Annotated in this window: 25 protein-coding genes and 1 pseudogene; 14 read left to right on the top strand and 12 right to left on the bottom strand. The window is 64.3% G+C overall.

The genetic code is table 11. The annotated features are described in order from the left end of the window. Nucleotides 1-43 precede the first annotated feature (43 nt). Nucleotides 44-1624, bottom strand: coding sequence for an ABC transporter substrate-binding protein (locus tag AC5RTB_RS04000; RefSeq protein WP_494059794.1), 1581 nt, complete (start codon nt 1622-1624; stop codon nt 44-46). 112 nt (nt 1625-1736) lie between these two features. On the opposite strand from AC5RTB_RS04000, the gene AC5RTB_RS03995 reads away from it, so the two are divergent. Then, nucleotides 1737-2627 carry a LysR family transcriptional regulator gene (locus AC5RTB_RS03995; RefSeq protein ID WP_494059793.1) on the top strand — a complete coding sequence of 297 codons (891 nt, stop codon included), beginning with the start codon at nt 1737-1739 and terminating at the stop codon, nt 2625-2627. Between the two features lie 156 nt (nt 2628-2783). Here AC5RTB_RS03995 and AC5RTB_RS03990 read toward each other — a convergent pair whose 3' ends face one another. The 4 genes from AC5RTB_RS03990 to AC5RTB_RS03975 are packed head-to-tail and all read right to left on the bottom strand — an operon-like array spanning nt 2784 to nt 7118. After that, the gene (locus AC5RTB_RS03990; RefSeq protein WP_494059792.1) at nt 2784-4166 is read right to left on the bottom strand and encodes an MFS transporter; all 1383 of its coding nucleotides are present in this window, start codon (nt 4164-4166) and stop codon (nt 2784-2786) included. Between the two features lie 42 nt (nt 4167-4208). Further along, nucleotides 4209-5447 carry an NAD(P)/FAD-dependent oxidoreductase gene (locus AC5RTB_RS03985; RefSeq protein ID WP_494059791.1) on the bottom strand — a complete coding sequence of 413 codons (1239 nt, stop codon included), beginning with the start codon at nt 5445-5447 and terminating at the stop codon, nt 4209-4211. Nucleotides 5448-5450: 3 nt separating this feature from the next. Further along, nucleotides 5451-5774 (bottom strand): 2Fe-2S iron-sulfur cluster-binding protein, encoded by a 324-nt coding sequence (locus tag AC5RTB_RS03980; RefSeq protein ID WP_494059790.1) that lies wholly within the window; start codon nt 5772-5774, stop codon nt 5451-5453. Nucleotides 5775-5804: 30 nt separating this feature from the next. Beyond that, the gene (locus AC5RTB_RS03975; RefSeq protein WP_494059789.1) at nt 5805-7118 is read right to left on the bottom strand and encodes a cytochrome P450; all 1314 of its coding nucleotides are present in this window, start codon (nt 7116-7118) and stop codon (nt 5805-5807) included. 114 nt (nt 7119-7232) lie between these two features. Between AC5RTB_RS03975 and AC5RTB_RS03970 the strand changes: the two genes are divergently transcribed. Next, entirely contained in the window at nt 7233-8144 is a 912-nt protein-coding gene (locus tag AC5RTB_RS03970) for a LysR substrate-binding domain-containing protein (RefSeq protein WP_494059788.1), read from the top strand. Between the two features lie 45 nt (nt 8145-8189). Beyond that, nucleotides 8190-9032 carry a PhzF family phenazine biosynthesis protein gene (locus tag AC5RTB_RS03965; protein ID WP_494059787.1) on the top strand — a complete coding sequence of 281 codons (843 nt, stop codon included), beginning with the start codon at nt 8190-8192 and terminating at the stop codon, nt 9030-9032. A gap of 13 nt (nt 9033-9045) precedes the next feature. On the opposite strand, the gene AC5RTB_RS03960 is transcribed toward AC5RTB_RS03965, so the two are convergent. After that, the gene (locus AC5RTB_RS03960; RefSeq protein WP_494059786.1) at nt 9046-9456 is read right to left on the bottom strand and encodes a RidA family protein; all 411 of its coding nucleotides are present in this window, start codon (nt 9454-9456) and stop codon (nt 9046-9048) included. A gap of 18 nt (nt 9457-9474) precedes the next feature. Continuing rightward, nucleotides 9475-9969 carry an anthrone oxygenase family protein gene (locus AC5RTB_RS03955; RefSeq protein WP_494059785.1) on the bottom strand — a complete coding sequence of 165 codons (495 nt, stop codon included), beginning with the start codon at nt 9967-9969 and terminating at the stop codon, nt 9475-9477. An 81-nt stretch (nt 9970-10050) separates the two neighbouring features. Between AC5RTB_RS03955 and AC5RTB_RS03950 the strand changes: the two genes are divergently transcribed. Then, nucleotides 10051-10995: an AraC family transcriptional regulator gene (locus AC5RTB_RS03950; RefSeq protein WP_494059784.1), complete on the top strand. Its 945-nt coding sequence runs from the start codon at nt 10051-10053 to the stop codon at nt 10993-10995. A gap of 60 nt (nt 10996-11055) precedes the next feature. Continuing rightward, a complete protein-coding gene (locus tag AC5RTB_RS03945; RefSeq protein ID WP_494059783.1) occupies nt 11056-12129 on the top strand; it encodes an Ldh family oxidoreductase in 1074 nt (357 codons plus the stop codon). A 20-nt stretch (nt 12130-12149) separates the two neighbouring features. Here AC5RTB_RS03945 and gdhA read toward each other — a convergent pair whose 3' ends face one another. Then, the gene (gene gdhA / locus AC5RTB_RS03940) at nt 12150-13490 is read right to left on the bottom strand and encodes an NADP-specific glutamate dehydrogenase (protein WP_494059782.1); all 1341 of its coding nucleotides are present in this window, start codon (nt 13488-13490) and stop codon (nt 12150-12152) included. 419 nt (nt 13491-13909) lie between these two features. Between gdhA and AC5RTB_RS03935 the strand changes: the two genes are divergently transcribed. The 7 genes from AC5RTB_RS03935 (at nt 13910) to AC5RTB_RS03905 (ending at nt 20850) form a co-directional block, all read left to right on the top strand. Further along, nucleotides 13910-14914, top strand: coding sequence for a LacI family DNA-binding transcriptional regulator (locus tag AC5RTB_RS03935; protein ID WP_494059781.1), 1005 nt, complete (start codon nt 13910-13912; stop codon nt 14912-14914). Beyond that, on the top strand, nt 14911-16461 hold the full coding sequence (locus tag AC5RTB_RS03930) for a sugar ABC transporter ATP-binding protein (protein ID WP_494059780.1): 1551 nt from the start codon (nt 14911-14913) through the stop codon (nt 16459-16461). The genes AC5RTB_RS03935 and AC5RTB_RS03930 overlap by 4 nt, the downstream gene beginning before the upstream one ends. Then, the gene (locus AC5RTB_RS03925) at nt 16454-17440 is read left to right on the top strand and encodes an ABC transporter permease (RefSeq protein WP_494059779.1); all 987 of its coding nucleotides are present in this window, start codon (nt 16454-16456) and stop codon (nt 17438-17440) included. The genes AC5RTB_RS03930 and AC5RTB_RS03925 overlap by 8 nt, the downstream gene beginning before the upstream one ends. 48 nt (nt 17441-17488) lie before the next feature. After that, nucleotides 17489-18433: a substrate-binding domain-containing protein gene (locus tag AC5RTB_RS03920; RefSeq protein WP_494059778.1), complete on the top strand. Its 945-nt coding sequence runs from the start codon at nt 17489-17491 to the stop codon at nt 18431-18433. Next, a complete protein-coding gene (locus AC5RTB_RS03915; RefSeq protein ID WP_494059777.1) occupies nt 18430-19380 on the top strand; it encodes a ribokinase in 951 nt (316 codons plus the stop codon). Before AC5RTB_RS03920 ends, AC5RTB_RS03915 begins: the two co-directional genes overlap by 4 nt. Beyond that, a complete protein-coding gene (gene rbsD / locus AC5RTB_RS03910; protein WP_494059776.1) occupies nt 19377-19760 on the top strand; it encodes a D-ribose pyranase in 384 nt (127 codons plus the stop codon). The genes AC5RTB_RS03915 and rbsD overlap by 4 nt, the downstream gene beginning before the upstream one ends. A gap of 76 nt (nt 19761-19836) precedes the next feature. After that, a complete protein-coding gene (locus AC5RTB_RS03905) occupies nt 19837-20850 on the top strand; it encodes a pirin family protein (RefSeq protein WP_494059775.1) in 1014 nt (337 codons plus the stop codon). A 116-nt stretch (nt 20851-20966) separates the two neighbouring features. Here the strand turns inward: AC5RTB_RS03905 and AC5RTB_RS03900 are convergent, their stop codons facing one another. Further along, nucleotides 20967-21170: a hypothetical protein gene (locus AC5RTB_RS03900; protein ID WP_490890391.1), complete on the bottom strand. Its 204-nt coding sequence runs from the start codon at nt 21168-21170 to the stop codon at nt 20967-20969. Nucleotides 21171-21285: 115 nt separating this feature from the next. On the opposite strand from AC5RTB_RS03900, the gene AC5RTB_RS03895 reads away from it, so the two are divergent. Further along, nucleotides 21286-21648, top strand: a complete 363-nt coding sequence (locus tag AC5RTB_RS03895; protein ID WP_494059774.1) for a PadR family transcriptional regulator — start codon at nt 21286-21288, stop codon at nt 21646-21648. Further along, entirely contained in the window at nt 21648-23000 is a 1353-nt protein-coding gene (locus AC5RTB_RS03890; protein WP_494059773.1) for a permease prefix domain 1-containing protein, read from the top strand. The genes AC5RTB_RS03895 and AC5RTB_RS03890 overlap by 1 nt, the downstream gene beginning before the upstream one ends. Before the next feature lie 121 nt (nt 23001-23121). On the opposite strand, the gene AC5RTB_RS03885 is transcribed toward AC5RTB_RS03890, so the two are convergent. The 3 genes and pseudogenes from AC5RTB_RS03885 to AC5RTB_RS03875 form a co-directional block, all read right to left on the bottom strand. Beyond that, nucleotides 23122-23745: an MBL fold metallo-hydrolase gene (locus AC5RTB_RS03885; protein WP_494059772.1), complete on the bottom strand. Its 624-nt coding sequence runs from the start codon at nt 23743-23745 to the stop codon at nt 23122-23124. Then, nucleotides 23745-24848 carry an S-(hydroxymethyl)mycothiol dehydrogenase gene (locus AC5RTB_RS03880; RefSeq protein ID WP_494059771.1) on the bottom strand — a complete coding sequence of 368 codons (1104 nt, stop codon included), beginning with the start codon at nt 24846-24848 and terminating at the stop codon, nt 23745-23747. Before AC5RTB_RS03880 ends, AC5RTB_RS03885 begins: the two co-directional genes overlap by 1 nt. A gap of 251 nt (nt 24849-25099) precedes the next feature. Next, nucleotides 25100-25203 (bottom strand): annotated as a pseudogene (locus AC5RTB_RS03875) (pyridoxal 5'-phosphate synthase lyase subunit PdxS); the annotation flags it as partial.

The following is a 25203-nucleotide window of genomic DNA, read 5'->3' as shown; positions in this document are numbered from 1 at the left end:
TACCCGATGTGTAGAGGTGGGGCAGGAAGGATCCGGCGCTGAATCACGAGCCCGGCTTCATCCCGGAGAAGAACACCGTGAACGGGTAGTTCTCATTGAAGGGCGGGGCCTCAAGGCCTGCGGGGACGACTGAGACCGCCTGGGCATCGTAGAGGAACGCGGCCGGAGCCTCCTGATGCAGAAGTTCCATCGCCTTGGAGTACAGCTCCTGCGCACCTTCCCTGTCGCTTCCGGACAGTGTGACGGCCTCATCCACCAGCTTGTCGTACTCGTCGTTCTTCCAGTAGCTCAGGTTAAAGAACGGGTCTTCGCTGGAGTGGAACAGGGACACCAGGTTGTCGCTGCCGGCGTCGCTGTAGGTCGGCCAGTAGTAGAGCACAAAGATGTCCTGGGCATTTGCCGGATCGGCCTTGGCGCTTTCCCACTGCTGGTTGAACAGCTCGGCCTTGACCTCGAGGTTCACGCCGATCTTCGCGAAGGCGTCCTTGATGAGGGGGACAAAGCGCACTTCGGCCGGGTTCTCCGAGGCGTAGGTCAGTTTGAGGTCCAGGCCATCACCATGGCCGGCTTCCGCGAGGAGTTTCTCGGCCTTGTCGAGGTCCTGCTCATACTGCGGAACCGACTCGTCAAAGGGGTAGATGCCCTTGGGAACGGGCCCGTGGGCCTGTGTTCCATATCCCTGTCCTCCGACGTCGATTATCTCGTCGTAAGGCATCGCGTAGCTTAGCGCCTGCCGCACCTTGGGGTCATCCAACGGTGCGCGTTCGGTGTTGAACATCGCGAGGAAGTTGAACGGGGAGTTGTATTCGTTGACGGTGAACCCCTGCTGCTGCAGCGACTCGACGTTCTCCAGCGGAACGCTCGTGGCGTAGTCGACCTCACCCGCGGAGAGCATCTGCTGCGCGGTGACGGAGTCCGGCGTGATCGAGACGTCGATGATGTCGTAGTGCGCCGGTGACTCGGTGTTCCAATGCTCTTCGAACTTCTTGAGGACCACCTTGGAACCGGGGGTATAGGAATCGACCGTGTACTGGCCGGTTCCGGCGTCGATACCTTCCTGGAAGTAGTCCTCATCTTCGGTCGACGCCTCCAGCGCCTTCGGCGACACAATCCAGGCGCCGTAGGTGGAAGCGGCAATCAGGTCCAGGGGCGCCGCATAGGCGAGTCGGATGACGACGGTCTGCTCATCAGCGGCTTCGATCGACTCAACCGGGGCCCAGATGAACGAGGCTGCTGCCCGCTCCCTGGCCGCGTCGATGCTGGCCTTCACTGCTTCGGCGTTCACCGGTTCGCCGTCGTGGAACGTCGCTCCGCTGCGGATGGTGAACGTCCATGTTTTCCCATCCTCGCTGGCGGACCAGGATTCGGCGATGCCCGGCGAGAACTCTTCAGCCGACCCGGCCGGGTTCTTCCACAGCAGGGGCTCGTACACGTTCCCCAGGTAGAGGGCCTCAGTCGAGAACGAACGGATGGGGTCCCAGGTGGTGACAGCAGCCGACGCTGCTGCGGAGAAGACCTTCGGGGTATCCCCGGATTCCGGGCTGCTGCACGCCCCGGTTCCGATGGCCAAAGAGATTGCTACGGCTGTCGCCGCAACGGCGCGGCGAGTGAGAGTGAAAACCATCAAAGTTTCCCTTGGTTAGAAGTGGTTGAACGGGTACCGGGATCGAGTCTAGGCGCGGTCGCATATGCCTGTGAAATGCCTATACTGGTCGAAAAGCATGCCTAGGAGGCATATGGAACTCCGACACCTGCGCTACTTCACGGCCATCGTCGACGCCGGATCGATCAGCCGCGCTTCCGATCAGCTCCTCATTGCGCAACCGTCGCTTTCCCGGCAGCTCAGGGCGCTGGAAGCGGAGCTGGGGCTGGCGCTGTTCGAACGTCAGGCCAAACGGCTCATTCTCACCACGGCAGGAAAGGCTTTCCTGGGCCTCGCCCGCGACCTGGTCGCACGTGCGGATCAAGCGATGACCGCCGCCCGCAGCATGGCATCGGGGGCCGCCGGATCTCTGCGGGTTGCAGCGGCGTCGGCCACCATCTCCGACATCATCACGCCGTTCATCGCGAGCCAGGGCGCGGAAGGCATCCTTAATGACGTCGTCCAGGCCACGCCTGCCCAGGTGTACGGAGAACTGGCCTCGGGCGAAGCCGATTTCGCGCTGGGAACACGCCCGCCGCCCGCCGAGTACGCCTCAATGGTGGTAGGTCAGGCATATTTGTGGGCGCAGTGTTCCCCGGAACATCCAATGGCGGAACTTGAGCGCGTGCCCCTTGTTCAACTGGTCCAATGGCCACTCATCACGATGACCCGGGATTTCTGGGTCCGGCGTCTCTTTGACGATGCGGTCGCTGGAGGGAAGCTCACCTACGTCGCCGAGTATGAGCGCCGGTCAACGGAGGTGATACAGGCGCTCGCTGCTGCAGGCAGGGGGGTAGGCGTGCTGTCCGACGATCCCCGTTTTGGACTACAAGCCAGGCCGATCATACACGACGGCAAGGACCTGGCCTTCACGATCTACGGGGTGTGGCGCCCACTGCACTATGCGGCCCCAGCGATACTCGAGTGCCTGACCGACATGAAGAAATTCATGTCGGTCCTCTATGCACCGCCGGAGGATAGCTGACGGTTGGACATCGGAGCTAACTGCGATCGGCCAGCGAGCGTAGAGCCAGGGCAAGAGCTTGTTGGGGATCATTCCGCGCTAACAACTACGCAGTGAAGGCCGGCTGCCCTGGCCCCCGTGGAGTCCAGGACAGCCGGCTCTCTTGGAACCTGAAGGTTAGACACCCACCTTCGTGTAAGCCGGTTCGCGCCGCTTGTCGAAGACGGTTGCGCCGACTTCCTGCTCACCCTGGTTGTCGATGGACAGGTCTATTCCCTTGCGGTCCCGCAGAATGAGCACTGCAGTGACCGAGAGCAAGGTCATGCCCAGAAGGTAGAGCGACACTGACGCGCTGGTACCGGTGCTCTGGATGAGGGCCTGCGCGATTGTGGGTGCGAAGGCGCCGCCGAGAATCGCTCCAAGTGCGTAGGAAATGGATACGCCCGAGAAGCGAACCGAGGCCGGGAATATCTCGCTGTACCAGGCGGCCTGCGGACCGTAGCTCAATCCCAAACCGATGGTGAAGAGTCCGAGTGCGACATAGAGCAGCGGCAACGACCCCGTGTCAATAAGCCAGAACAGCGGGAACACCATGAGCGCCTGTGAGCTGAACCCGATTAGGTACGTCCTCTTGCGGCCGATCCTGTCAGCGAGGTAGCCGGAGATGAACGTGAAGACGAACCACATCGCCGCGGCGAAAGTAATTGCAAGGAGTACATCCGTGCGGTCCAGGCCCACCTCGGTTGTTGCATAGCTGGGAATGAACCCGCCGGTTGCCATGTAGCCTGCGGCGTTGTTTCCGGCGAAGACGAGAGCCGCCAGGAGAACCAACAGCCAGTGCTTGCGGAAGAGCTCGGCGGCAGGCACCTTTGTCTGCTGCTTCCGTGCAGCGATTTCCTCGAACACCGGTGACTCATCCACTGCACGCCGGACCATGTAACCAACGCCGATCAACACGATGCTCAGGAGGAAAGGAACCCGCCAGCCCCATTCAATGAACGCTTCACCGGGAGACACCCACCCGGTCATCACAGCCGTAACGCCCGAAGCCAGCAGCATTCCCAGGGGAACACCCAGCTGAGGGAAGGAACCGGCGCGCCCACGACGGTCGCGCGGAGCGTGCTCCACGGCCATCAGCACTGCGCCGCCCCACTCTCCACCCGCCGAGATCCCCTGCAGGATCCTCAGCAGCAGCAACAGGATCGGGGCCAGGACCCCGATGCTCTCGTAGGTCGGCAGCACACCGATCAGGGTGGTGGCCGCGCCCATGAGGATCAGGGTCATCACCAGCATGGGTCGCCGACCGATTTTGTCACCAAAGTGCCCGGCCAGGAACGCACCCAGCGGACGGAAGAGGAAGCTGATGCCCACCGAGGCGAACGCCAACAGCAGACCAATGGATTCCCCTGCCGGCGCGAAGAAAACCTGCGCGAAGACCAGGCCGGCGGCCGTGGCGTAAATGAAGAAGTCGTACCACTCAATGGTCGTTCCGACGATGGTGGCGAAAGCAACGCGCCGCTGCGTCGTCTTCGACGCGGCACCTGCCGATACTGCACTCATAGATGCTCCTGGATAGGGATGGATGATGCGGTGGCTGAAGGGCTACGCAGGGCTGAGCAGGGCAAGCCGTGCGTAGGCTTTGAGACTGAATCCGGCCGTGGCGGCCTCTGCGGCGGAAGGGCCCACACCCGCAGCGAGCAGTTTCCGGGCTGCCATGTGATCCGACGGGGAGTTCACGGATTCGACCGCCACAAGTCGCTCCCCGCGGTAGCAAAGAACAGAGAAACTCGCAGCGCCCGGATCCCCGATGACCAGGGTTTCGTCCTCTGCACGGGCCATCCCCACCATTTGGAGACGCAGAGAACCCTGGGTTGACCAGAACCAGGGAGTTTCTGTGTAGTCGCTCGCGGAGCCGAGGATGGTTTGCGCTGCATGGCGGCCGTGCGCCGCAGCGTTCTGGACGGACTCGAGGCGAGAGACAGTTCCGGTGTGAACGCTGGGGAAGCTCGCGCAGTCCCCGATGGCGAGGACCGCCGGGTCTGAGGTCCTGAGCGCCGAGTCCACCAGGATCCCATTTCCGGTGCCCAGGCCGGCCCGCGCTGCAATGTCATCATTCGGTACGACGCCGATGCCCACTACGACGAGATCGGCGGCATATTCGTTCCCTGCGGTGGAAACGGCGGTGGTGACCCGGCCATCCTGACCGCCTTCAAAATGGCCGATACCCTCGTTCAGGCATATTTGAATGCCATTTTCCTGATGGACGGCTGTGAACCACTCCGCCGTCGTCGCAGTCAATGCGCGCCCCATCGGACGAGGCGCGAACTCCAGCACAGTCACAGCGCATCCATGGGCACGGGCGGCCGCGGCGAACTCCAGGCCGATAAAACCTGCACCGACGACGAGCACGTTCCGAGCCGTAGTGAGCGCGCCGTGCAGCAGTTGAGCGTCCTGAAGCGTTTTGAGGTAGTGGACGCCTTCCAGATCCGCTCCGGCACACGAGAGCTCCCGGTTCCGCGCACCCGTAGCCAGGACAAGATGCTCGTACTCAAGGACGGTCCCGTCTGAGAGGGTGACCGTCTTCGCGTCGCGTTGGATTTCGGTCGCGGCGACGCCGGCTCGCAGGTCAACGTCCTTGTCGGAATAGAACGACGCCGGACGCAGCGGCAATGGAGCCGGGTTGCCTGTCGGGGCGAGATAGTCCTTCGACAGCGGCGGTCGCTGGTAAGGGAGGCCCTGCTCACCCTCAAGGATGGTGATTGACCCGGTGTAGCCGCCGGAACGGAGGGAGTCGGCTGTCTGCAGCCCGGCGTGACCCGCGCCGACGATGACGATGCCCACCGTCTACACCTGGTCCGAAGGGACGTCGACGATGATGCCGTCCAGTTCCGCGCCGACGCTTACCTGACAACCGAGGCGGGAATTATCGGTGCGTTCCGCCGTCGTGCAGTCCAGCATTTCCTCCTCATCCTCACTGATCTCAGGAAGCGCGTCACTGAATTCGGGACGGACGTACACATGGCAGGTGGCGCACATCGCCTGCCCGCCGCACTCCCCCACAATCCCGTCCACGCCATTGACGACGGCGGCGCGCATCAGGGAAGTGTTCTCGTCCACGGTGACGGTGTCTGACTGTCCGGTCGGCTGGACGTAGGTGATGGTAGGCATGGTGCTCCTTAGGGGTAATGAAACGGCCGGTCAGTTCCAGAGAACCGGCATCTTGATCAGGCCGCGGAATACCCAACCGGCATCGATCGACGCATGGTCAGGGTCCAGCCGCAGGCCGGGAAGGCTTTCGAACAGGGCAGGCATGGCGACCTGAGCCACCTGTGCCCGTGCAATCCAGGTGCCGGCACAGAAGTGCTCGCCACCGCCGAAGCCAAGGTGCGGCTTCTTGGGACGGTGGATGTTGAAGGACTCGGGGTCCTCGAAGACTGCGGGATCGCGGTTGGCTGCGCCGAGCACCACACCGAGACGGGCGCCTTCGGGGAGGCGTACGCCTTCCAGCACGGTCTCGCGTGTGGTTTGCCGGGGGTACATCCCGATGGGTGCAACCCACCGCACCGATTCCTCGAACGCGACGGGGAACAACTTGGGGTTCGCCAGCACGTCGGACAGTTGCGCGGGGTTCGAGAGCAGTGCCCAGACCGTCGTCGCCAGGACATCGCGCGGCTCGTTGAGACCGCCGCCGATCGTCATTTTCAGGTTTGCCCTGATGGCTTCCAGCGGGATCGGCATGGAGGCCAATCCGGAGAGGAGGGAGGGATCAGGGTTCTTCAGCAGGTACGGGATCATGTCATCGATCGCCGCGTCGACCTCGGCTGACGCCGTCTCGCTCTTGGCCCAGACATCAGGATCATCGGCGTAGTTGCCCGTACCGTCGATCATGGACTGGCTCCAGCGCTGCAGGTCTTCCTGCGTGGAGTTGTGGAATCCGCAGATGAGTCGAAGGTTCTCCGCTGCATAAGGGGCTGCGTAGTCCCACACGAAGTCAGATCCCGGTCCCTTGGCGAGAAGTTCATCCAGGTACTTGCGGTTGTTTTCCTCGAAGATCGCCGCCCAGTGCTTCTTGATGGTGCCCGGACGGAGTGTGCTCCCGTAGGAGTCGCGCTCGACTCGGTGTTCCGGATCATCCTTGCGCAGCATGGAGTGCCCCATCGCGCGTTTCATGAGCGAATCGGTCTCATTGGCGGAGAAGATGCCGGCGTCCTGCTCGATCGCGTGGCAGGCGGCGTAGCTGGTCACCATGTACCGGTTGACGGCGGGCACCCAGTGTACGGGCGCTTCCTCGCGCATCCGCCGGTAGATCGGGAAAGGATCGCGATGCAGGTCGGGGATGGTGACCCAGTCGGCAACGGGTGGCTCCGCGGCGGGCTCCGGGTCCCCTCCGACCACCGGGCCGGCGTGGTCCTCAGGAATTGAGGCCAGCGCTGCTGCCCTCTCTGCCGGATCGTCCGGTAGCTCCCCGCTGAAGGGACAGCCTTTGGTTTCCTGGGTTCCCGGGTCAATCATCGATGATCTCCTACGTGAGCGACGCTGCTTTGTTCCTGTCCCAGTGTGAGGTCGTTCATATCATCGGGTAAAGTACAAGTTAGCGGGTATATTCCACGGTTTTGGTGAGGTGTGGTGGCCAGATATACGCTCCGGCAGCTCGATGCGTTCGTCGCTGTTGCTGAACAGGGAAGCCTGACGGCCGCGGCCGAATCCCTCCACGTCTCGCAGTCCGCTATCTCCGGCGCGCTCAACAGCCTCGAACGGGTGTTCGGTGCGCAACTGACCATCCGGCGCAAGGCCCATGGAGTAACGCTCACACCTGCGGGCCGGTACGTCCTTGACCGCGCGAAAGGCCTCCTGAACGCGGCATCCGACCTGGAGCTGCATGCGGCCGACGCCGGTGCTGAGCTGCGTGGCGCCCTAACACTTGGCTGCTATCTGACGCTGGCACCGACCGTTCTTGCTGGGCTGATCGATCACTTCAACCGGCGCCACCCGCTGGTCGAGTTGGACTTCTTCGACGGGCCCCAATCCGAAATTCAGGCCCGCCTCCTCTCAGGTCGCCTGGACCTCGCCGTCGCCTATGACCTTTCCCTACCTGCCGGCCTTCAGCGCCAGCGGCTTTACGACGCCGCACCCTCCATCGTCCTGGCGGCTGACCATCCATTGGCCACACGTGCTTCGCTCGGACTCAAGGACGTGGCCGATGAACCCATGGTGCTTCTGGATGTCGATCCAAGCCGCGAAAACACCATGATGATGTTCTCAAGCGCGGGCCTGCAGCCAAACATCCGGTTCCGGACCACCGACTATGAAGTCACCCGGTCCCTGGTGGGGCGCGGAATGGGCTACGCGATCCTGATCCAGCAACCAGCCGGGAACCAGACCTACGAGGGCCGGCCGCTTGTGGTCCGTCCGATCGAACCCAGCGTCCGAAGCATCCCGGTCTCCATCGTGTGGCCCCAGAACGTCAGGCCGTCCCAAAGTGCTGCGGCCATGGTTGACCTCGCTCTAGAGCTTTATTCCGGAACCGGGTGGCAGTAAGGCGGGGCTGGCCTCTCCCACATCAGTCCTGACAGACTTCTTCTCATGACTTCTTCCCGTCCTTTTGCGCAGGTCGATGTGTTCTCTCCGACTCCCTACCTTGGCAACCCGGTCGCCGTCGTACTGGATGGAGAAGGACTGGAGGACGAGGCGATGCAGCGCGTCGCGCGGTGGACCAACCTGTCCGAAACGACGTTCCTGCTGCCGCCGACCAGCCCGGAGGCAGACTACCGGGTACGGATTTTCACACCGGGAGGCGAACTGCCGTTCGCCGGTCATCCGACCCTCGGTTCCGCGCATGCCTGGCTTGAGGGCGGCGGCACGCCACGGCGGGACGACATCATCGTGCAGGAATGCACTGCGGGCCTGATCAATGTCCGGCGCGGAAACGGGATCCTGTCATTTGCTGCTCCCGCCACGAAGCGCACCGGCGAAATCGAGAGCGAATACCTGGCGCAGATCGTGGACGCGTTCGGCATCCGCGAGGACCAGCTCCTCTCCCACCAGTGGGTGGACAACGGGCCGGGGTGGGCGGTCATCCGGCTCGCCACCGCCCAGGAGGTGCTCGACCTCGAGCCCGACCTGTCGCGGATTCCGACGGCGATGATCGGCGCGATCGGCGCCTATCCCGAAGGATCCGAACACGCCTATGAGATGCGTACCTTCGCCCCGGGCGTCGGCATCGTCGAGGACCCGGTCTGCGGAAGCATGAACGCCTCCGTGGGTCAGTGGCTGACCGGTGCCGGCGAGGTGCCCAGCAGTTACCGGGTTTCCCAGGGCACCCGGCTGGGCAGGGCCGGAGACATCACGATCACCGCCGACGACGACGGCACCGTCTGGGTGGGCGGCGCCACGACCACCTGCTTCAGAGGCACTGCCGGCATCTGACGTTTTGAGGGAGCTAGTGGGCCACCGTATTCACGACGGCGGTGGCTTCCACCTCGATGGCCGCTCCATGGTTGAGCGCGCTGACCCCAACGACGGCTCGAGCCGGCCGATGCGAGCCGATCCACTCGCCATAGATTTCGTCGAACCCCGGCCAGTCGGACATGTCGGTGAGGTACACCCTCACCTGGACCAGATCGGAGCGGTGAAGTCCTGCAGATACGAGGCAAGCGTCGAGATTGTGCAGTGTTTGCTCGGCTTGCACGGCGAAGGTCTCGGAGGTGACCGGTTTGCCCTCACTGTTCACCGGTAACTGTCCGGAGATGTAGGCAGTGCCGTGGGCGATGGCGACGTGACTGTACTTCCCCCGAGGAGGCATCAGCCCGTCTGCGTTGATTTGCTTGATGTTCGGTTCGTTCGGTTGCATGGCGTTCACCTTACGGAGTTATGGAGCGCCGTCCACAGGTCTCCCAGTCAGGGAACCCGCGAGTGCTGCTGCACCGGCGAGCGCCAGGACGCCTCTGACGGTATTTGCGCGGGCCCACGGACGTTCGAACGCTCGCCATGCGTTCAGGTCCATGCCCCCGGCCGGCACGCGGGCGAGCGCGTTGTTGAGGGGAACGTTGACGGCGATCGTCACCCCGAGGCTCGCCAACGACAGTGCCGCACCGGTCAGCCTCAGCACGGGCGACTCCGAGGTGCCGGCGGTCACCGCTGCGACCACGGAGGGAAGTGCGCCACCGAAGAAAAGGACCATGAACGGTGGTCGGACCGCCATAACGTTGATGCGCTGCATTGCGCCGATTGCCTCACTCCCCGCTCGGACATTCAGGGCGGGCATGACCATGGTGGAGAACGCCACGTAGACGCCGCCGGTGGCCCCGGCGCACACCGCCGCTGCAGTTGTAGCGACCGTTTCGAGGAAGTCTGAAGCTGTCATGGATCAAGCACATCGCGATTCGCTCAGACTTTACATAGTTGTCCTGCGCGACTTCATACGTAATCGTCTAATGTAGGCAGCGTGGATCCCCTCGTTCACTTTCTGGACGGCCCGCACGCCCGCCGGGCCTTCGCACTACGTGTGGCGATGACCTCTCCGTGGTCGCTGGATGTGAGGGACCGGGCTCCGTTGACAGTGATGGCTGTGCAGTCGGGGCAGGCGTGGCTCATCGCGGACGGCGAATCAATCTCACTTGGTGCCGGCGATATAGCGCTCGTTCGAGGGCCGGAGCCCTACGTCGTCGCTGATAAACCTGGCCGCGAGCCGAGCATCGTGATTTACCCCGGCCAGGAGTGCGCCACCTTCGTCGGCGAGCCGGTGCACCTGACCATGAGCCACGGGGTCCGCACGTGGGGGAACACTGCGTCCGGCGAGACCACCATGCTGATCGGCACCTACGAGAGCGACGCCGAAATCGGCTCCGCGGTGACGGCAGCCCTGCCGCGGACCGCCGTCGTTCCCGCGGGTGCCGTGAATCCCGCACTGGTGCAATTCCTTGCGGAGGAGGTTGGAACGGACGCGCCCGGGCAGGGAAGCGTAATTGACCGGATGCTGGACGTACTCCTCGTCCACTGCGTGCGTGCGTGGACCGATGCGCATCCCGAGAGCTCTACGGGCTGGCTGTCGGCGAGTGCCGACTCCGTCGTCGGGGAGGCTCTGGAGTTGCTTCATGAACTGCCTGCGGAGCCGTGGACGCTGGAATCACTAGCCCACCGCCTCAATGTCTCGCGTGCCACGCTGGCCGCCCGCTTTCGCTCCGCCGTCGGCGAGCCGCCGATGACGTACCTGACGAACTGGCGGATGCTTCTGGCCAGCGAACTACTCGTGGACCCTCACCGCACCACTGCGCGGATCGCGAGCGAGATCGGATACGGCAGTCCGTTCGCGCTGAGCACGGCCTTCAAGCGCCGGTTCGGTGTAAGCCCAACCGAGTACCGCCGTCGTAAGTATGCGGCGCCTGCGTAAGCAGGTTCACCTTACGTAGTGTGGGAAGCAGATCAGCACTCACGATGACGAGGGGCAGCTATGAAGCAGTACGCCGCAGACACCGTACGGGAACAGATCCTCGCGGTCCTTTCCGCCTGGGGCTTGGCTCCGGAGAAGGCTGAAACCACCGCCGGGGTCATGGTGGAGACCGATCTGATCGGAATCGACTCGCACGGGATCTCCATGCTGCCCATGTACCAGCAGCTCATCGACGCGGGGAAACTCAACACAGGCGCCGACGCGGTCATCGAGCAGGAAAGCGCGTCGACCGCGGTCCTCGACGGTGGGCACAACCTGGGACACTCAACGATGGTGACAGCGATGCAGCTTGCCACCTCGAAGGCACGTGAAACCGGTGTCGCGGTGGTCACCGTGCATCGTTCGCACCACTTCGGCGCGGCGGGACACTACGCCACAATCGCCGCCGAGGCCGGCCAGCTCGGGCTGGTCAGCTCAACCACGCCCACCAAATCAGTGGTCCCCACCCGCGGGTCGCGGCCTGTGCTCGGGACCAACCCGCTGGCATTCGCAGCACCGAGCACCCACGCCGATGAGCCCTTCGTCCTGGACATGTCGACGAGCACCGTCGCAGTAAACAAGGTGAAGGTGTACGACTACCTCAATCAGCCGCTGCCCGTCGGGTGGGTGCTCGACGGCCTCGGCCAGCCCGTCACCGACGCACACGCCGCCTACAGCCAGCTCCGCGGTGAACAACAGGGTGGATTGAGCCCACTGGGAGGAACCGAGTCGCTATCCAGCCATAAGGGCTACGGGCTCGCCGTCATGGTCCAGATTCTGGCGGGCGCGCTCGCCGGCGCCACCTTCGCTCCACTGAGGAGGCCTGCGGACCCGAACGACATCGGGCACTTCTGTCTGGCCATCGACCCCGGGTTCTTTGGAGAGCCCGAACAGTTCACGGCGTCGGTTTCACAGATCCTGGACACGCTCCGTTCCGAACCTCCGGCGTCCCCGGATCGTCCGGTCCTCGTGGCCGGCGACATGGAGCGGACCGTGCGCGCGGAACGGCTGAACACGGGCATCCCGCTCAGCGACGTCCTGATCGGCCAGATCCGCGACATCTGTGCCCGGAATCAGGCGCCGTTCCACCTCTAGACTCGGGTCGGATGCGCGCGCTACACCACACCCAGCGCAAGCATCGCATTGGCCACCTGAACGAAGGCGGCGATATTCGCGCCCGCCACATAATTCCCCGGCAAATCGTACTCATCAGCCGTTGAAGCGCAGCGCTCGTGGATATTGGCCATGATGTCCTCCAGCCGCTGCTCCGTGTAGTCGAAGGACCAGGCATCGCGGCTGGCGTTCTGCTGCATCTCCAGAGCCGACGTTGCCACACCACCTGCGTTGGCCGCCTTACCGGGGCCGAAGAGGATTCCCGCCTCCTGGAACAGCTCGATCGCTTCCGGCGTGCTCGGCATGTTGGCACCCTCTGCGACTGCGACCAACCCTCGGGAAAGAAGCCTCTTCGCAGCGACGTCGTCCAGTTCGTTCTGCGTGGCGCAGGGAAGGGCGACAGTAGCGTCAACGTCCCACACCGAGCCGTCTGCGACGAAGACTGCTCCTGACCCGCGCTCCGCCGCGTAATCGCTGACGCGGCCACGCCGGTTTTCCTTGATATCCCGAAGTAGTTCAGTGTCGATGCCGTGCTCCTCCACGACGTAACCCGAAGAGTCAGAACAGGTAACGACGTTTGCGCCAAGTGCTTGCGCTTTGGCGATCGCGTGCAGCGCGACATTCCCGGAGCCGGACACCACAACGCGCTGCCCCTCAAACCCGAGACCCCGACTGGCGAGCATCTCACGGGTGAACAGGACGGCACCATAACCGGTTGCTTCCGGCCTGACCAGGGATCCGCCCCAGCCGGTCCCCTTGCCGGTCAGAACACCGGACTCGTAGCGATTGGTGATCCGCTTGTACTGGCCGAACATGTAACCGATCTCGCGGGTGCCGACACCGATGTCACCGGCGGGAACGTCCGTATGCTCACCGATGTGGCGGTAGAGCTCCGTCATGAACGACTGGCAGAAGCGCATGACCTCGCCGTCGCTGCGGCCGCGCGGGTCAAAGTCGGATCCACCTTTGCCGCCGCCTATCGGCAAGCCGGTCAGCGCGTTCTTGAAGATCTGCTCGAAACCGAGGAACTTGACGATGCCGAGATACACCGAAGGATGGAACCGGAGCCCGCCCTTGTAGGGACCCAGAGCGGAATTGAACTCGACGCGGAAGCCGCGGTTGATGCGCACCTTGCCCTCGTCATCGACCCACGGGACGCGGAAGATGATCTGGCGCTCAGGCTCGCAGATGCGTTCAAGGATCGATGCCTCGACAAACTCCGGGTGCTTCCTCAGCACCGGGGTGAGGGAATCGAAGACCTCGGACGCGGCCTGGTGGAATTCAGTCTCTCCGGGGTTCCGGCGGGCTACTTCATCGCGGATCGCTGCCATTACCGGGTCCATAATGAGCTCCTTCGCTATGTGATTCACCAAGCCAGCGTACAAGTCTGCACCTAAACAGCCACAGCCGCTCCCGAGGTCGTGCACCCTCCGCAGTCACAATGGAACAGTGGAACAGGGCTGACACGCCGGAACCCGGGTGCTCGCGCGTGGGCCTCTTCGCTTTTGGTCGCCAGTCACCGTTCAACGGCTTCCTCCCCCGTCCCGGATTCCCCAACTCCTGCCTGAAGACAACGCGCAATGGCGGCGTGTCGCGGAGACACGCCGCCGGGCCGGCCAGAACCCGGGGAAGGTGGTCCGCAGCGCAAACCGAAACGCGTCTGGAGACCGCTGTTGACCTCCCCCAGTGACCTGTGCCATAGTTTGTAATCGATTCCATGGAAACGATTCCATGAGCAAACTCAGGAGCACAGGTGCGATCAGTGACGATCAAAAACGTCGCCGACATGGCGGGCGTTTCAGTAGCCACCGCCTCCCGCGTGCTCTCCGGCCACCCCTCCACTTCCGAGGAAGCACGGGCAGCGGTCAACGATGCAGCCAACAAGCTAGGCTTCCGCCCGAACGCGCAGGCGCGATCGCTCCGCAAGACCAGCACGCAGACCATCGGCCTGGTGCTCCCCGACGTCCGCAACCCCTTCTTCGCGGACCTTGCCCATGCCGTCGAACAGCGTGCCCGTGACTTCAAATACCTCACGCTTTTCGGCAACGCCAACGAGGATGCTGAACAGCAGGACCGTTATTTCGACATCATGCTCACGCAGCGCGTCGACGGCTTGATCGCCGCCCCCCAGGGAGACATCGCTGATCTTCAGGCAGTCCTCGACAGCGGCGTCCCCACCGTGTTCGTTGACCGTGTCATCCCCGGCACCGCTGTCCCGAGCGTGACTCCGGACAACACCACGGGCATTCAGGAAGCCGTCCGCCATCTGACCAACCTGGGTCACCGCCGCATCGGCTACATTGCCGGGCCCCAGTCCACCTCGACCGGACGCGAACGTCTCGCCGCGTTTCAGGACGCACTCGCGGACACCAACGCCGACGACGACGCCGGCCTCATCTTCTTCGGTGACTTCCAGTCAGCCAGCGGTGCAGCGGGCGCCCACCACCTGCTGGAACTCCCCCAGCCGCCTACCGCCCTGCTCGCCGCCGACAGCCTCATGAGCATCGGCGCCATCGGCGTCTGCAACGAACGCGGCCTGGCCATCGGCACCGACCTCGCGTTCGTTGCCTACGACGACATCGAAGCGTTCACCCTCATCAACCCGGCTCTCACCGTGATCGCCCACGACGTCGATGCCATGGGCCGTCTCGCCGTCGACCTTCTCACCCAGGTCATCGCCGGCGAAACCCCCGAATCCGTGATCCTCCCCAGCCGCCTCATTGTCCGCGGTTCCACCCCGTCCCTTCCAGGAGGCATATCATCGTGAGCGATAACGCAGGGACCGACAATCCCATCCTGACGTTGGAAAACGTCACGAAATCCTTCGGGCCGGTGGCGGTCATCAAGGGTGTGACCGTCAGCGTCTACCCCGGCAAAGTACAGGTGCTCCTCGGAGAGAACGGCGCCGGCAAGTCCACGCTCATCAAGATGATGGCCGGCGTGTACCAACCTGATGGCGGCCGCATCCTCGTCGACGGCAAGGAAGTCCGCCTCGCCGACACCAACGCCTCTGAAGCCCTAGGTATTGCCACCATCCACCAGGAACTCAACCTCGTGGGCTCGATGACCGTCGCCGAGAACATCTGCATGGGGCGCTTCCCCCGCCGCTTTGGTCTGGTGGACCGACGGAAAATGCGCGAGGTCGCTCGAGAGGCCCTCAGCATGATCGGGCTCGACATCGATGTGGACCACAAGGTCGGCGAACTGGGCATCGCCCGCCAGCAGCTGGTCGAGATCGCGAAGGCGCTCAGCCTGAACGCCCGCATGCTGATCCTTGACGAGCCGACGGCGGCACTCACCAAACGTGAAATCTCCGCCCTGTTCTCCGTAGTCGAGGATCTCCGCCAGCGCGGTGTGGGCATGGTCTTCATCTCGCACCACCTGGACGAAATCGCCGCCATCGGCGACTCCGTGTCGGTACTGCGCGACGGCGAATTCGTCGCCGAGGTCCCCGCGGACACCCACGAGGACGAACTTGTCCGGCTCATGGTCGGGCGCTCCATCGAACAGCAATTCCCCCGCCGCCGGGAGTACGACGGCCCGGCCGACACACTGCTCGAAGTGGAGGGCCTCTCCACCAAGGGCCTGGTGAACAACGTTTCCTTCACCGTGCGGGCCGGTGAAATTGTGGGTCTGGCTGGGCTGGTCGGTGCCGGACGCACCGAGGTGATCCGTGCCGTCGCAGGTGTCGACCCCTACATAAGCGGGTCCGTCCGCGTGCGGGGCAAGGAGCTGCCCAAGTCCAGCATCGGCGCGGCCATCCGCGCCGGCGTCGGGCATGTCCCGGAAGACCGGAAGGCGCACGGGCTGGTGCTAGGCGCACCGGTCAACGAGAACATCGGGTACGCGACGCTCGCTGCGACGGCGAAATCCGGACTCGTGGACCGCACCGGCCAGCGCAAGCGCGCACAGGACGTCGCGGACAAGCTGCGCATCCGCATGCACAACCTCGACCAGGTGGTGGGTTCCCTCTCGGGCGGCAACCAGCAGAAGGCGGTTTTCGCGCGCTGGATCGTGGCGGGTTCCAACGTCCTGCTGCTGGATGAGCCGACCCGCGGCGTCGACGTCGGCGCCAAGGTCGAAATCTATGAACTGATGAACGCAATCACCGCAGCGGGCGGCGCCGTCGTCATGGTGTCGAGCGAACTGCCCGAGGTGCTCGGCATGAGCGACCGCGTGCTGGTGATGAGCGGTGGACACATTTCCGGTGAATTGAACGCCGACGACGCCACGCAGGACGCCGTGATGTCGCTGGCGGTGCGCGATGTACAGCGCGATCTTGAAGACAAGCTGATGGAGGACGGTCATGAATAAGGTTGCAACGGCTACCGCGCCGAAGAAGACGCGCGGCGGCGGCTCACAGGTGGGCCGGTTCCTGGCCGACAATGGCGCGCTGGTTGGGCTCTTCGTCCTTGGACTGGCGCTGTTCATCGCGACGCCGGACTTCCTCACCGGGCCCAACCTGCTGAACATCGGCATCCAGGCCTCCGTCATCGCGGTGCTTGCGTTCGGGCTGACCTTCGTCATCGTGGCCGCCGGTATCGACCTGTCGGTCGGCTCCGTCGCGGCGCTCTCGGCCATGGGGTCCGCGTGGATGTTCTCGCAGGGCTCGATGCCGGGATGGGTCGCGCTTGTCGGCGGGCTCCTGATCGGCGCACTCAGCGGTGCGGTGAGCGGCTTCGCCGTCGCGTACGGCCGGCTGCCTTCCTTCATTGCGACCCTCGCGATGCTGAGCGTCGCCCGCGGACTCACGCTGGTCATCTCGGACGGCCGGCCCATCAGCACCGCCGCTGAGGTGTCCTTCCTCGGCGGCAACATCGGCGTGATTCCCATGCCGATCATCGTCCTGGTCATCGCGGGCATCGTTGCAGCATTCATCCTGAACTTCACGGTCATGGGCCGCTACATGTACGCCGTCGGCGGCAACAAGGAAGCGGCGCGCCTGTCCGGTGTGCCCGTCCGGAAGGTGCTGGTCACCGTGTTCGCGCTCTCCGGGCTCTTCGCCGGCCTCGCCGGTCTCCTGCTCTCCGGACGCCTCGACTCCGCCCAGCCGCAAGCGGCCGCGGGTTACGAGCTCGATGCAATTGCCGCCGTCGTCATCGGTGGCGCTTCACTGGCAGGCGGCGTCGGGCGCATCAGCGGCACGCTGGTAGGCGCGCTGGTGCTCGTGGTGATCCGCAACGGCCTCAACCTCCTCAACGTCTCCTCCTTCTGGCAACAGGTGGTCATCGGCCTGGTGATCGCCGTGGCCGTAGGAATCGACTCCCTGCGCCGGAAGAACACCCCGCACTGAAGACCTTCCGTCAGAAAACCCGTCCAACACATCGAAAAGGAACCAACAATGAAGTTCTCCGCACCCCGCAAGGCAGCCGTGCTCACCATGTCGCTTGCCCTCGCTTTCACCGCCACCGCGTGCAACCGCGGCGGCGAAGAGGCGGCCGAAGGATCAGCATCCGTCACGCTCGCCCTGTCCACCCTGAACAACCCGTTCTTCGTTGAACTGCGCGACGGCGCCGAAGCTGCCGCGGAAGAGGCCGGCATCGACCTAGAGGTGGTCGACGCGCAGAACGACTCCGCGACCCAGACCAACCAGCTGGCCACCGCCGCGACGAGCGGCACCGACGGCGTCATCATCAACCCGGTCGATTCGGACGCCGCTGCGGCCGCAGTTGCCCCGCTGGTCCAGGGCGACATCCCGGTGGTCGCCGCAGACCGCGCAGTCAACGGCGCTGAGGTGGCCTCCCTCGTTTCCAGCGACAACGTAGCCGGTGGCAAGCAGGCAGCCGATGAGCTCGCCAAGGCCATGGGTGAAGAGGGCAAGGTCATCGTCCTGCAGGGCGTGGCCGGTACCTCCGCCAGCCGGGACCGCGGCGCAGGCTTCGAAGAGGGCATTGCTGCGTACCCGAACATCGAGGTGGTAGCCATGCAGACCGCCAACTTCGACCGTGCTGAAGCCCTCAACGTTGCCACCAACCTGCTGCAGGCTAACCCCGACGTCACCGGCATCTTCGCGGAGAACGACGAAATGGCCCTCGGCGCCATCCAGGCCCTCGGTGACAAGGCCGGGTCCGAGGTCAAGGTGGTCGGATTCGACGGCACCGAGGACGGTCTGGCCGCCATTGAAGGAGGCACCATGACTGCCACCATCGCGCAGCAGCCGGCCGAACTCGGCAAGCGCTCCGTCGAGGTCCTTCAGCAGGTTCTTGCCGGTGAGACCGTCGAAGAAACCATCCCTGTTCCGGTCACCACCGTGAACACGGAGAACGTTGGTGAATTCACCGAATGAGCACTCAGTCGCCGGGCGTCGTCGTTGTAGGGTCCATCAACGCCGACCTCGTAGTAACACTGGAACGCCACCCCCAGCCGGGCGAGACCCTGCTGGGACGGACCATGACGGTGATGCCCGGCGGCAAGGGCGCCAACCAGGCCGTAGCTGCGGCGAAGCTTGGAGCCCCAACCACCATGATCGGCGCGGTGGGGCGGGACTCCTATACCGACGTCGCACTCTCCGGACTGCATGCGGCCGGCGTCAATACTGACGCTGTGCAGCGGGTCGGGGACACTACCGGCGTCGCCATTGTGGAGGTCGACGACGCCGGCGAGAACACTATCGTCGTCATCCCCGGTGCGAACGGCGGAGTCACGCCGGAGCTGGTCGCCTCCGCAGCGGATAGAATTGCCGACGCCGGTGTGCTGGTTCTACAGGGCGAGATCCCTGCCGCGTCGGTTACTGCGGCGGTTGGGGCTGCGCTTTCCGGCGGTCGTACGCGGGTGCTGATTAACCTTGCACCGGTGATCGAACTGGACCGTAAGACGCTGCTGTGCGCAGACCCGCTGGTGGTCAACGAGCACGAGGGGGCGCTGGTGCTGGCGCAGCTCACCGGCGCTCCGGCACCCTCTGATCACGCCGAAACGACCAGGGCTCTTCTTCGGTGCGGCTTCCAGTCCGTCGTCATGACGTTGGGCGGCGCGGGCGCGTTGTTGTCGAATCCTGCCGGTGTCCTCGAGGTGCCCGCGCCGTCGGTATCGGTCGTAGATACCACGGGCGCCGGGGACGCCTTTGTGGGAGCGTTGGCTGCCCGGTTGGTTGCTGGAGATGCGCTGCCCGACGCCGTTCGTGTCGCCGTGCGGGTCGGCGCGTTCGCCGTCGGTGCGGAGGGTGCACAACCTTCCTACCCGTCGTTGACCGATGCGCTCCCCGAGGCGCCGACCCCGCAAGGAGCCGAGGCTTGAAGAAGAACGGAATACTGAACGGCCCCATCAACACCCGGCTCAGCACTTTGGGCCACGGGCATCTGGTGATGATCACGGACTGCGGCATGCCGCTGCCTGACTCTGCCGCCGTCGTCGACCTCGCCCTGGTGAAGGGGACGCCGGCATTCGCGGAGGTGCTGCGCGCGGTGCTGGCCGACCTCGAGGTTGAAGGTTCAGTCATCGCATCGGAAGCAGCCGGGACCGTTGTTGAGGACACCGTCCGGGCCGAGGGCCTCTCCCCCGAGTCGGTGAGCCACGAGGAGCTGAAGACACTGCTCGCGGAGGCAAGGCTCATCATCCGGACGGGCGAAGCGACGTCGTACGCGAACGTTGCGCTCCGCTGCGGGGTGACGTTCTAGGGGCCGTCAGGGCCGACCCTGCTAGATTTCTTGCAGGCCACTCTGAACCTACCCGCCACCGCAGCAGAGGATTGTGATGACCAATCTGGACGCGCACCCGCAGGAAATGCATTGTGCAGGAACCCCAGCCCCGGTTGCTGCTGAGCTGCTGGCCCCCCGCGATGTGCCGCTGGGAGGGCCGCGGGCAATGACCGTGCGCCGGACCCTGCCGCAGCGGCAGCGCAGCCTGATCGGCTCATGGTGCTTTCTGGACCATTACGGCCCGGACCCAGTGTCGGAGTCCGGCGGAATGAGCGTGCCGCGGCACCCTCACACCGGACTGGCCACCGTTACCCTGCTCTTCACCGGAGGGATCAGCCATCACGATTCCTCCGGCGCCGGTGCGCTGGTGCGCCCAGGAGAGGTCAACCTGATGATCGCCGGGCGCGGGATCTCCCATCAGGAATTCTCCACACCCGACACCTCGCTCCTGCACGGCGTGCAGCTCTGGTACGCCCTGCCCGACGCCACCCGCCACATGCCGGCGACATTCGAACACTACGAACCCGAGCCGGTCACAGGTGAGGGAACGCTGCTCCGGGTGTTCCTCGGATCCCTGGCGGGGTCCACGTCACCGGTCGAGACCTACACGCCACCGCTGCTGGCCGCCGAAGTCAATCTGGAGGCCGGAGCCCGGTTGGATCTGAACCTGGACCCGAAGTCCGAGCACGGCGTACTGCTGGACACCGGTGACCTCATCCTCAATGGCTCAGAGGTTCCGGGAAACCACCTGGCCTACCTCCGGCCCGGGCAGCGCTCCCTGGTGCTGGAGGCCGGAGAGCAACCTGCTCGGCTCATCCTGATCGGAGGCGAGCCCCTGGCCGAGCAGATCGTCATGTGGTGGAACTTCATCGGGCGTACCCATGACGAGGTGGTCGCCTACCGTGCTGCCTGGCAGGCCGAAATCGGCGCGGAACCGGCCGGCGCACCCGCTGACGACCACTACGACGACGGCGCCCCCTACCCTCGCTTCGGCCCTTACCCGGAGGGGCAGCCTGCTCCGCTGCCGGCGCCGGTGATGCCCTCAGTACAGTTGCGTCCCCGGGGCTAGGCGCGGGAGACGCGGCGACCTCGCAGGCTGTCCTGGTCTTCGCGAGCGGCTGGTCCAGCTTCATCACCTGATGTGCCAATTTGTCGACGGTGGCATGGTGATGCGGTCACCGACCCTCAGTCCACGAACTCCGACTGGATTTCAATGAAGTCCCAGTCACGCGGGTCGAGCGTGGAACCGCTCAGGTCCGGCCCGCCCGCCTCACGCACCGCGTTCGCGGCACCCGGGTCAACCTCCGGCGCGCGTAGATTTTCCCGGAACCACTCCTTGTGCCTGGTGTCCAGAAGTATCCACCACTGCTCAATGCGAAGCTCTGCCATGATGCACCCTTCGAATCGGTCTGGGGCTTCCACGGTAGGCCCGTGGACCCGACGGCAACATACCTAGCGCTGCTATGCTTCTTTTACCTAACACCTCTAGGTATCTGGAGACATTGTGCGCATCGACAAAGACCTCGTGGCTGCCTCCGCCACCCCGCTCGTCCTGGGCATCCTCGCGGAGGGTGACCTCTATGGCTACGCCATCCTCAAACGCGTCAGCGAACTCTCCGGCGGCAGCATGCAGTGGACCGACGGAATGCTCTATCCCCTGCTGCACCGGCTTGAACGGCTCGGCTACGTGGACTCATCGTGGGGCACATCGGAGGCCGGCCGCCGTCGTAAGCACTACGCCATCACCCAAAGCGGGCGGGAAGCCCTCGCCGAACGCCAGCAGCAGTGGACCGTCGTCGCCGATGCGCTCCGGCAGGTGTGGCGCACCGCGCCGAGACCGCCCGCAGTAACCGAGGGGTGGGCGTGATGGCGATGCACGCAGAGCTCGAGGTGCAGATCGGCCGCTGGCGCAGCTACGTTCAGCGCCGGCAGGCGATCTCTCCCGCCGACGTCGATGAGCTGGAAGACCACCTCCGTGAACAGATCACTGAGCGGCAAGCCACAGGCCTCGACGACGAGGAAGCGTTCCTCGTCGCCATCAAGCGCCTGGGCAACCTCGACGCCGTCTCCCGCGAATTCGCCCGCGAACACTCCGACCGGTTGTGGAAGCAGCTTGTGCTGCTCCCCGAAACAACCAACGACGACGGCGGCACCCCACCGTGGCGTGAACTGGCCGTGGTCCTCGCCCTGGCTGTGGGGGCGGGCACCGCAGTGAAGGTCGGCCTTTCCCTCATCGAGAACGAAAACGTGTTCGCGCGAAACCTCGGACTGCTGGTGTTCCCGTTCCTGGCCGGCTACTTCGCCTGGAAGCGGCAGCTCACGCCCTATTTCGGCGCGGCATTGCTCATTCCCTTCGCGGCCCTCGCCGTCATACTCAACGTCTATCCGTTCTCCCCCGGCGGTTCCACGGAGTTACTCGCGGTTCTCCACGCCCCGGTGGTCCTGTGGCTGCTGGCGGGGCTCGCCTATGTCGGCGGGCGATGGCGGTCCGACGGCCGCCGCATGGACTTTGTCCGCTTCACGGGCGAGTTCGCGATCTACTACACGCTGCTTGCCCTCGGCGGCGCCGTGCTGATCGGCCTCACCGTCGGCGCCTTCGCGCTCATCGGCACCGACTTCGAACCGGTCCTGGCTGAATGGATCCTGCCATTCGCTGTGCCCGGGGCACTGGTGGTGGCAACCTGGCTCGTGGAGGCCAAGCAGAACGTCGTCGAAAATATCGCGCCCGTGCTCACGCGCATCTTCACCCCGCTCACCATTGTGATGCTGTTGGCGCTGCTGGGGGTGATTGCTGCCGCGGGCGGCCTCGTGGACGTCGACCGTGAACTGCTCATCCTCATGGACGCAATCCTCGTGCTCGTGCTGAGCCTGCTGCTGTACTCGATCTCCGCGCGGGACTCACTCGCGCGGCCCAACCTGTTCGATGGGTTGCAGCTCGTTCTGGTCGCGGCGGCAATTGCCGTCGACGCGGTGATGCTGACCGCGATGCTCACACGGATCGCCGAGTTCGGCTTCAGTCCCAACAAGATCGCTGCGCTCGGGCTGAACGTTCTCCTGCTTGTGCACCTGATCCGGGCGGCGTGGCTGACCGCCAGCTTCCTGCGTAGACGGCGCCCGTTTGCGCAGCTCGAAAACTGGCAGACCCGGTACCTGCCGGTCTACGGCGCGTGGGCAGCCGTCGTCGTCGTTGTGTTTCCACCGCTGTTCGCCTTCTCCTGACCGGCCACTCAGAGAAGCGGCTCACGGCTCCCGCCAGGAAGAGCGAAAGCGGCATGTTCGAGCAAGAGTTGCCCGGACATGCCGCTTTCGGTCGAGAATGTCACTCGACCTTTGGAGTGAACTACCCCTTCTCAGCCGCAGCCAGCGTCACGCGTTCAGCCGCGATGGTCGTGTCGTCGCCGTGACCCGTGTGAACCACGGTGTCTTCGGGCAGCGTGAGGAGTTTTTCCTGGATTGAGGCCACGATGGTCGGGTAGTCGCTGTAGGACCGCCCAGTTGCACCGGGACCGCCGTTGAACAGCGTGTCACCCGTGAAGACCGTTCCTTCGCTCTCCAGGTAGAAGCAGGTGGACCCGGGCGAATGGCCGGGAGTGTGCAGCGCCCGCAGTTCCCCGCCCGCAACCCGGAAAACGTCGCCGTCGTTGAGCTGATTATCCGGCTGCAGGTCCGTGTAGACCTGCTCCCACAGGACCTGGTCCTCGGGGTGCAGATAGAGGGGGGCCTTGACCGCTTCGGCAACGTCGCGGGCCGCGCCGATGTGGTCGTTGTGCGCATGGGTCAACAGGATGGCCAGGACTTTGCGGCTGCCAACCTGGTTGATGATCGCGGCGGCGTCGTGCGGGCAGTCGATGATGACGCATTCGTCGTCGTTACCCACTATCCAGACGTTGTTGTCCACGTCCCAGGTGCCGCCGTCGAGGGAAAACGTTCCGGATGTGACCAGCTTCTCAATACGGAGGCTCATTAGGAGACCACCGACCGATCGATCTCGACGACGGAGCGGAGAACTTTACCTTCGTGCATCTTGCCGAAGGCCTCCTCCACCTGGTCTATGCCGATGCGTTCTGTGACGAACGCGTCCAGGTTCAGGTTGCCCTGCTTGTAGTGGCTGACGAGCATGGGGAAGTCACGCGAGGGCAGGCAGTCGCCATACCAGGAGGACTTCAGCGATCCTCCGCGGCCGAAGACATCGAGCAGCGGCAGTTCCAGCTTCATCTCCGGCGTCGGGACACCCACCAGGACCACTCGTCCGGCGAGGTCACGGGCGTAGAACGCCTGCTTGTAGGTTTCAGGACGGCCGACGGCGTCGATCACCACGTCCGCGCCGTTGCCTCCGGTCAGCGCCCGGATAGCCTCGACGGGGTCTTCGGCCCTGGAGTCCACGCCATGGGTTGCGCCCAGTTCCTTGGCCATCTCGATCTTGTTGGCGTCGATGTCGACGGCAATGATCGTGGTGGCCCCGGCCAGCTTTGCGCCGGCGATCGCGGCAATACCCACGCCGCCGCAACCGATCACAGCTACCGATTCACCGCGCTTGACCTCACCGGTGTTGATGGCCGCGCCGATGCCTGCCATGACACCGCAGCCCAACAGCCCGACAGCGGCGGGATCCACTTCCTCGTCCACCTTGGTGCACTGCCCGGCAGCAACCAGGGTCTTCTCCGCGAAGGCGCCGATGCCGAGTGCGGGGGAAAGCTCAGTGCCGTCCTCAAGGGTCATCTTCTGCGTCGCGTTGTGCGTGTTGAAGCAGTACTGCGCCTGGCCCTTCGCACACGCGCGGCACTCACCACACACGGCACGCCAGTTCAGGATCACGCGATCGCCGGGAGCCACCTCGGTGACATCCGGACCGACGGCGCTGACCACGCCCGTTGCCTCATGTCCCAGCAGGAACGGGAAGTCGTCAGAGATGCCTCCCTGCTGGTAGTGCAGGTCGGTGTGGCATACCCCGCAGGTGAGGATGTCCACCAGCGCCTCTCCCGGACCCGGATCCGGTACCAGAATCGTCTCCAGTGTGACCGGAGCGTTCTTTTCCTTGGCAATGACAGCTTGGACTTTATGAACCATGAGTTGGTTCCTTTCCAGAGACGCAGGGACTCAAAGGGTCGTGGATCGTCGGCCGAGCGCAGTTGGCACCTGTGCCACGATTCGAATACAAGTATTAAGCTGATCAGACAACTGATATATGAGTACGCTAATCTGGCGCTCATAGGCTGTCAAAGCGTGACGCTATATCCGCTGTTCCAAGCTTGTACCCGCCGGCAGAGAGGACACAACCTTCCCGCGCCTTCGCCGCGGATCTCGCCGTCGAGCCGGTTTTACCAACCGCGCTCGGCGAGGCGGTGCGGCTGCGGGATCTCTTCGACGTTGATCCCGACCATGGCCTCGCCCAGGCCGCGGGAGACCTTGGCGATCATGTCCG

This window comes from Arthrobacter sp. M71 S08, assembly GCF_059089725.1.
This window is presented reverse-complemented; position numbering and strand designations above follow the sequence as displayed.

Excerpts from the sequence above, each read along its gene's own strand:
- AC5RTB_RS03955 (WP_494059785.1), bottom strand. The coding sequence starts at position 9,969 with ATGACAGCTTCAGACTTCCTCGAAACGGTCGCTACAACTGCAGCGGCG.
- AC5RTB_RS03900 (WP_490890391.1), bottom strand. The coding sequence starts at position 21,170 with ATGGCAGAGCTTCGCATTGAGCAGTGGTGGATACTTCTGGACACCAGG.
- AC5RTB_RS03975 (WP_494059789.1), bottom strand. The coding sequence starts at position 7,118 with ATGATTGACCCGGGAACCCAGGAAACCAAAGGCTGTCCCTTCAGCGGG.
- AC5RTB_RS03885 (WP_494059772.1), bottom strand. The coding sequence starts at position 23,745 with ATGAGCCTCCGTATTGAGAAGCTGGTCACATCCGGAACGTTTTCCCTC.
- AC5RTB_RS03960 (WP_494059786.1), bottom strand. The coding sequence starts at position 9,456 with ATGCAACCGAACGAACCGAACATCAAGCAAATCAACGCAGACGGGCTG.
- AC5RTB_RS03920 (WP_494059778.1), top strand. The coding sequence starts at position 17,489 with ATGAAGTTCTCCGCACCCCGCAAGGCAGCCGTGCTCACCATGTCGCTT.
- AC5RTB_RS03965 (WP_494059787.1), top strand. The coding sequence starts at position 8,190 with ATGACTTCTTCCCGTCCTTTTGCGCAGGTCGATGTGTTCTCTCCGACT.
- AC5RTB_RS03945 (WP_494059783.1), top strand. The coding sequence starts at position 11,056 with ATGAAGCAGTACGCCGCAGACACCGTACGGGAACAGATCCTCGCGGTC.
- AC5RTB_RS03990 (WP_494059792.1), bottom strand. The coding sequence starts at position 4,166 with ATGAGTGCAGTATCGGCAGGTGCCGCGTCGAAGACGACGCAGCGGCGC.
- AC5RTB_RS03880 (WP_494059771.1), bottom strand. The coding sequence starts at position 24,848 with ATGGTTCATAAAGTCCAAGCTGTCATTGCCAAGGAAAAGAACGCTCCG.
- gdhA (WP_494059782.1), bottom strand. The coding sequence starts at position 13,490 with ATGGACCCGGTAATGGCAGCGATCCGCGATGAAGTAGCCCGCCGGAAC.
- AC5RTB_RS03915 (WP_494059777.1), top strand. The coding sequence starts at position 18,430 with ATGAGCACTCAGTCGCCGGGCGTCGTCGTTGTAGGGTCCATCAACGCC.
- AC5RTB_RS04000 (WP_494059794.1), bottom strand. The coding sequence starts at position 1,624 with ATGGTTTTCACTCTCACTCGCCGCGCCGTTGCGGCGACAGCCGTAGCA.
- AC5RTB_RS03925 (WP_494059779.1), top strand. The coding sequence starts at position 16,454 with ATGAATAAGGTTGCAACGGCTACCGCGCCGAAGAAGACGCGCGGCGGC.
- AC5RTB_RS03995 (WP_494059793.1), top strand. The coding sequence starts at position 1,737 with ATGGAACTCCGACACCTGCGCTACTTCACGGCCATCGTCGACGCCGGA.
- AC5RTB_RS03905 (WP_494059775.1), top strand. The coding sequence starts at position 19,837 with ATGACCAATCTGGACGCGCACCCGCAGGAAATGCATTGTGCAGGAACC.
- AC5RTB_RS03980 (WP_494059790.1), bottom strand. The coding sequence starts at position 5,774 with ATGCCTACCATCACCTACGTCCAGCCGACCGGACAGTCAGACACCGTC.
- AC5RTB_RS03890 (WP_494059773.1), top strand. The coding sequence starts at position 21,648 with ATGGCGATGCACGCAGAGCTCGAGGTGCAGATCGGCCGCTGGCGCAGC.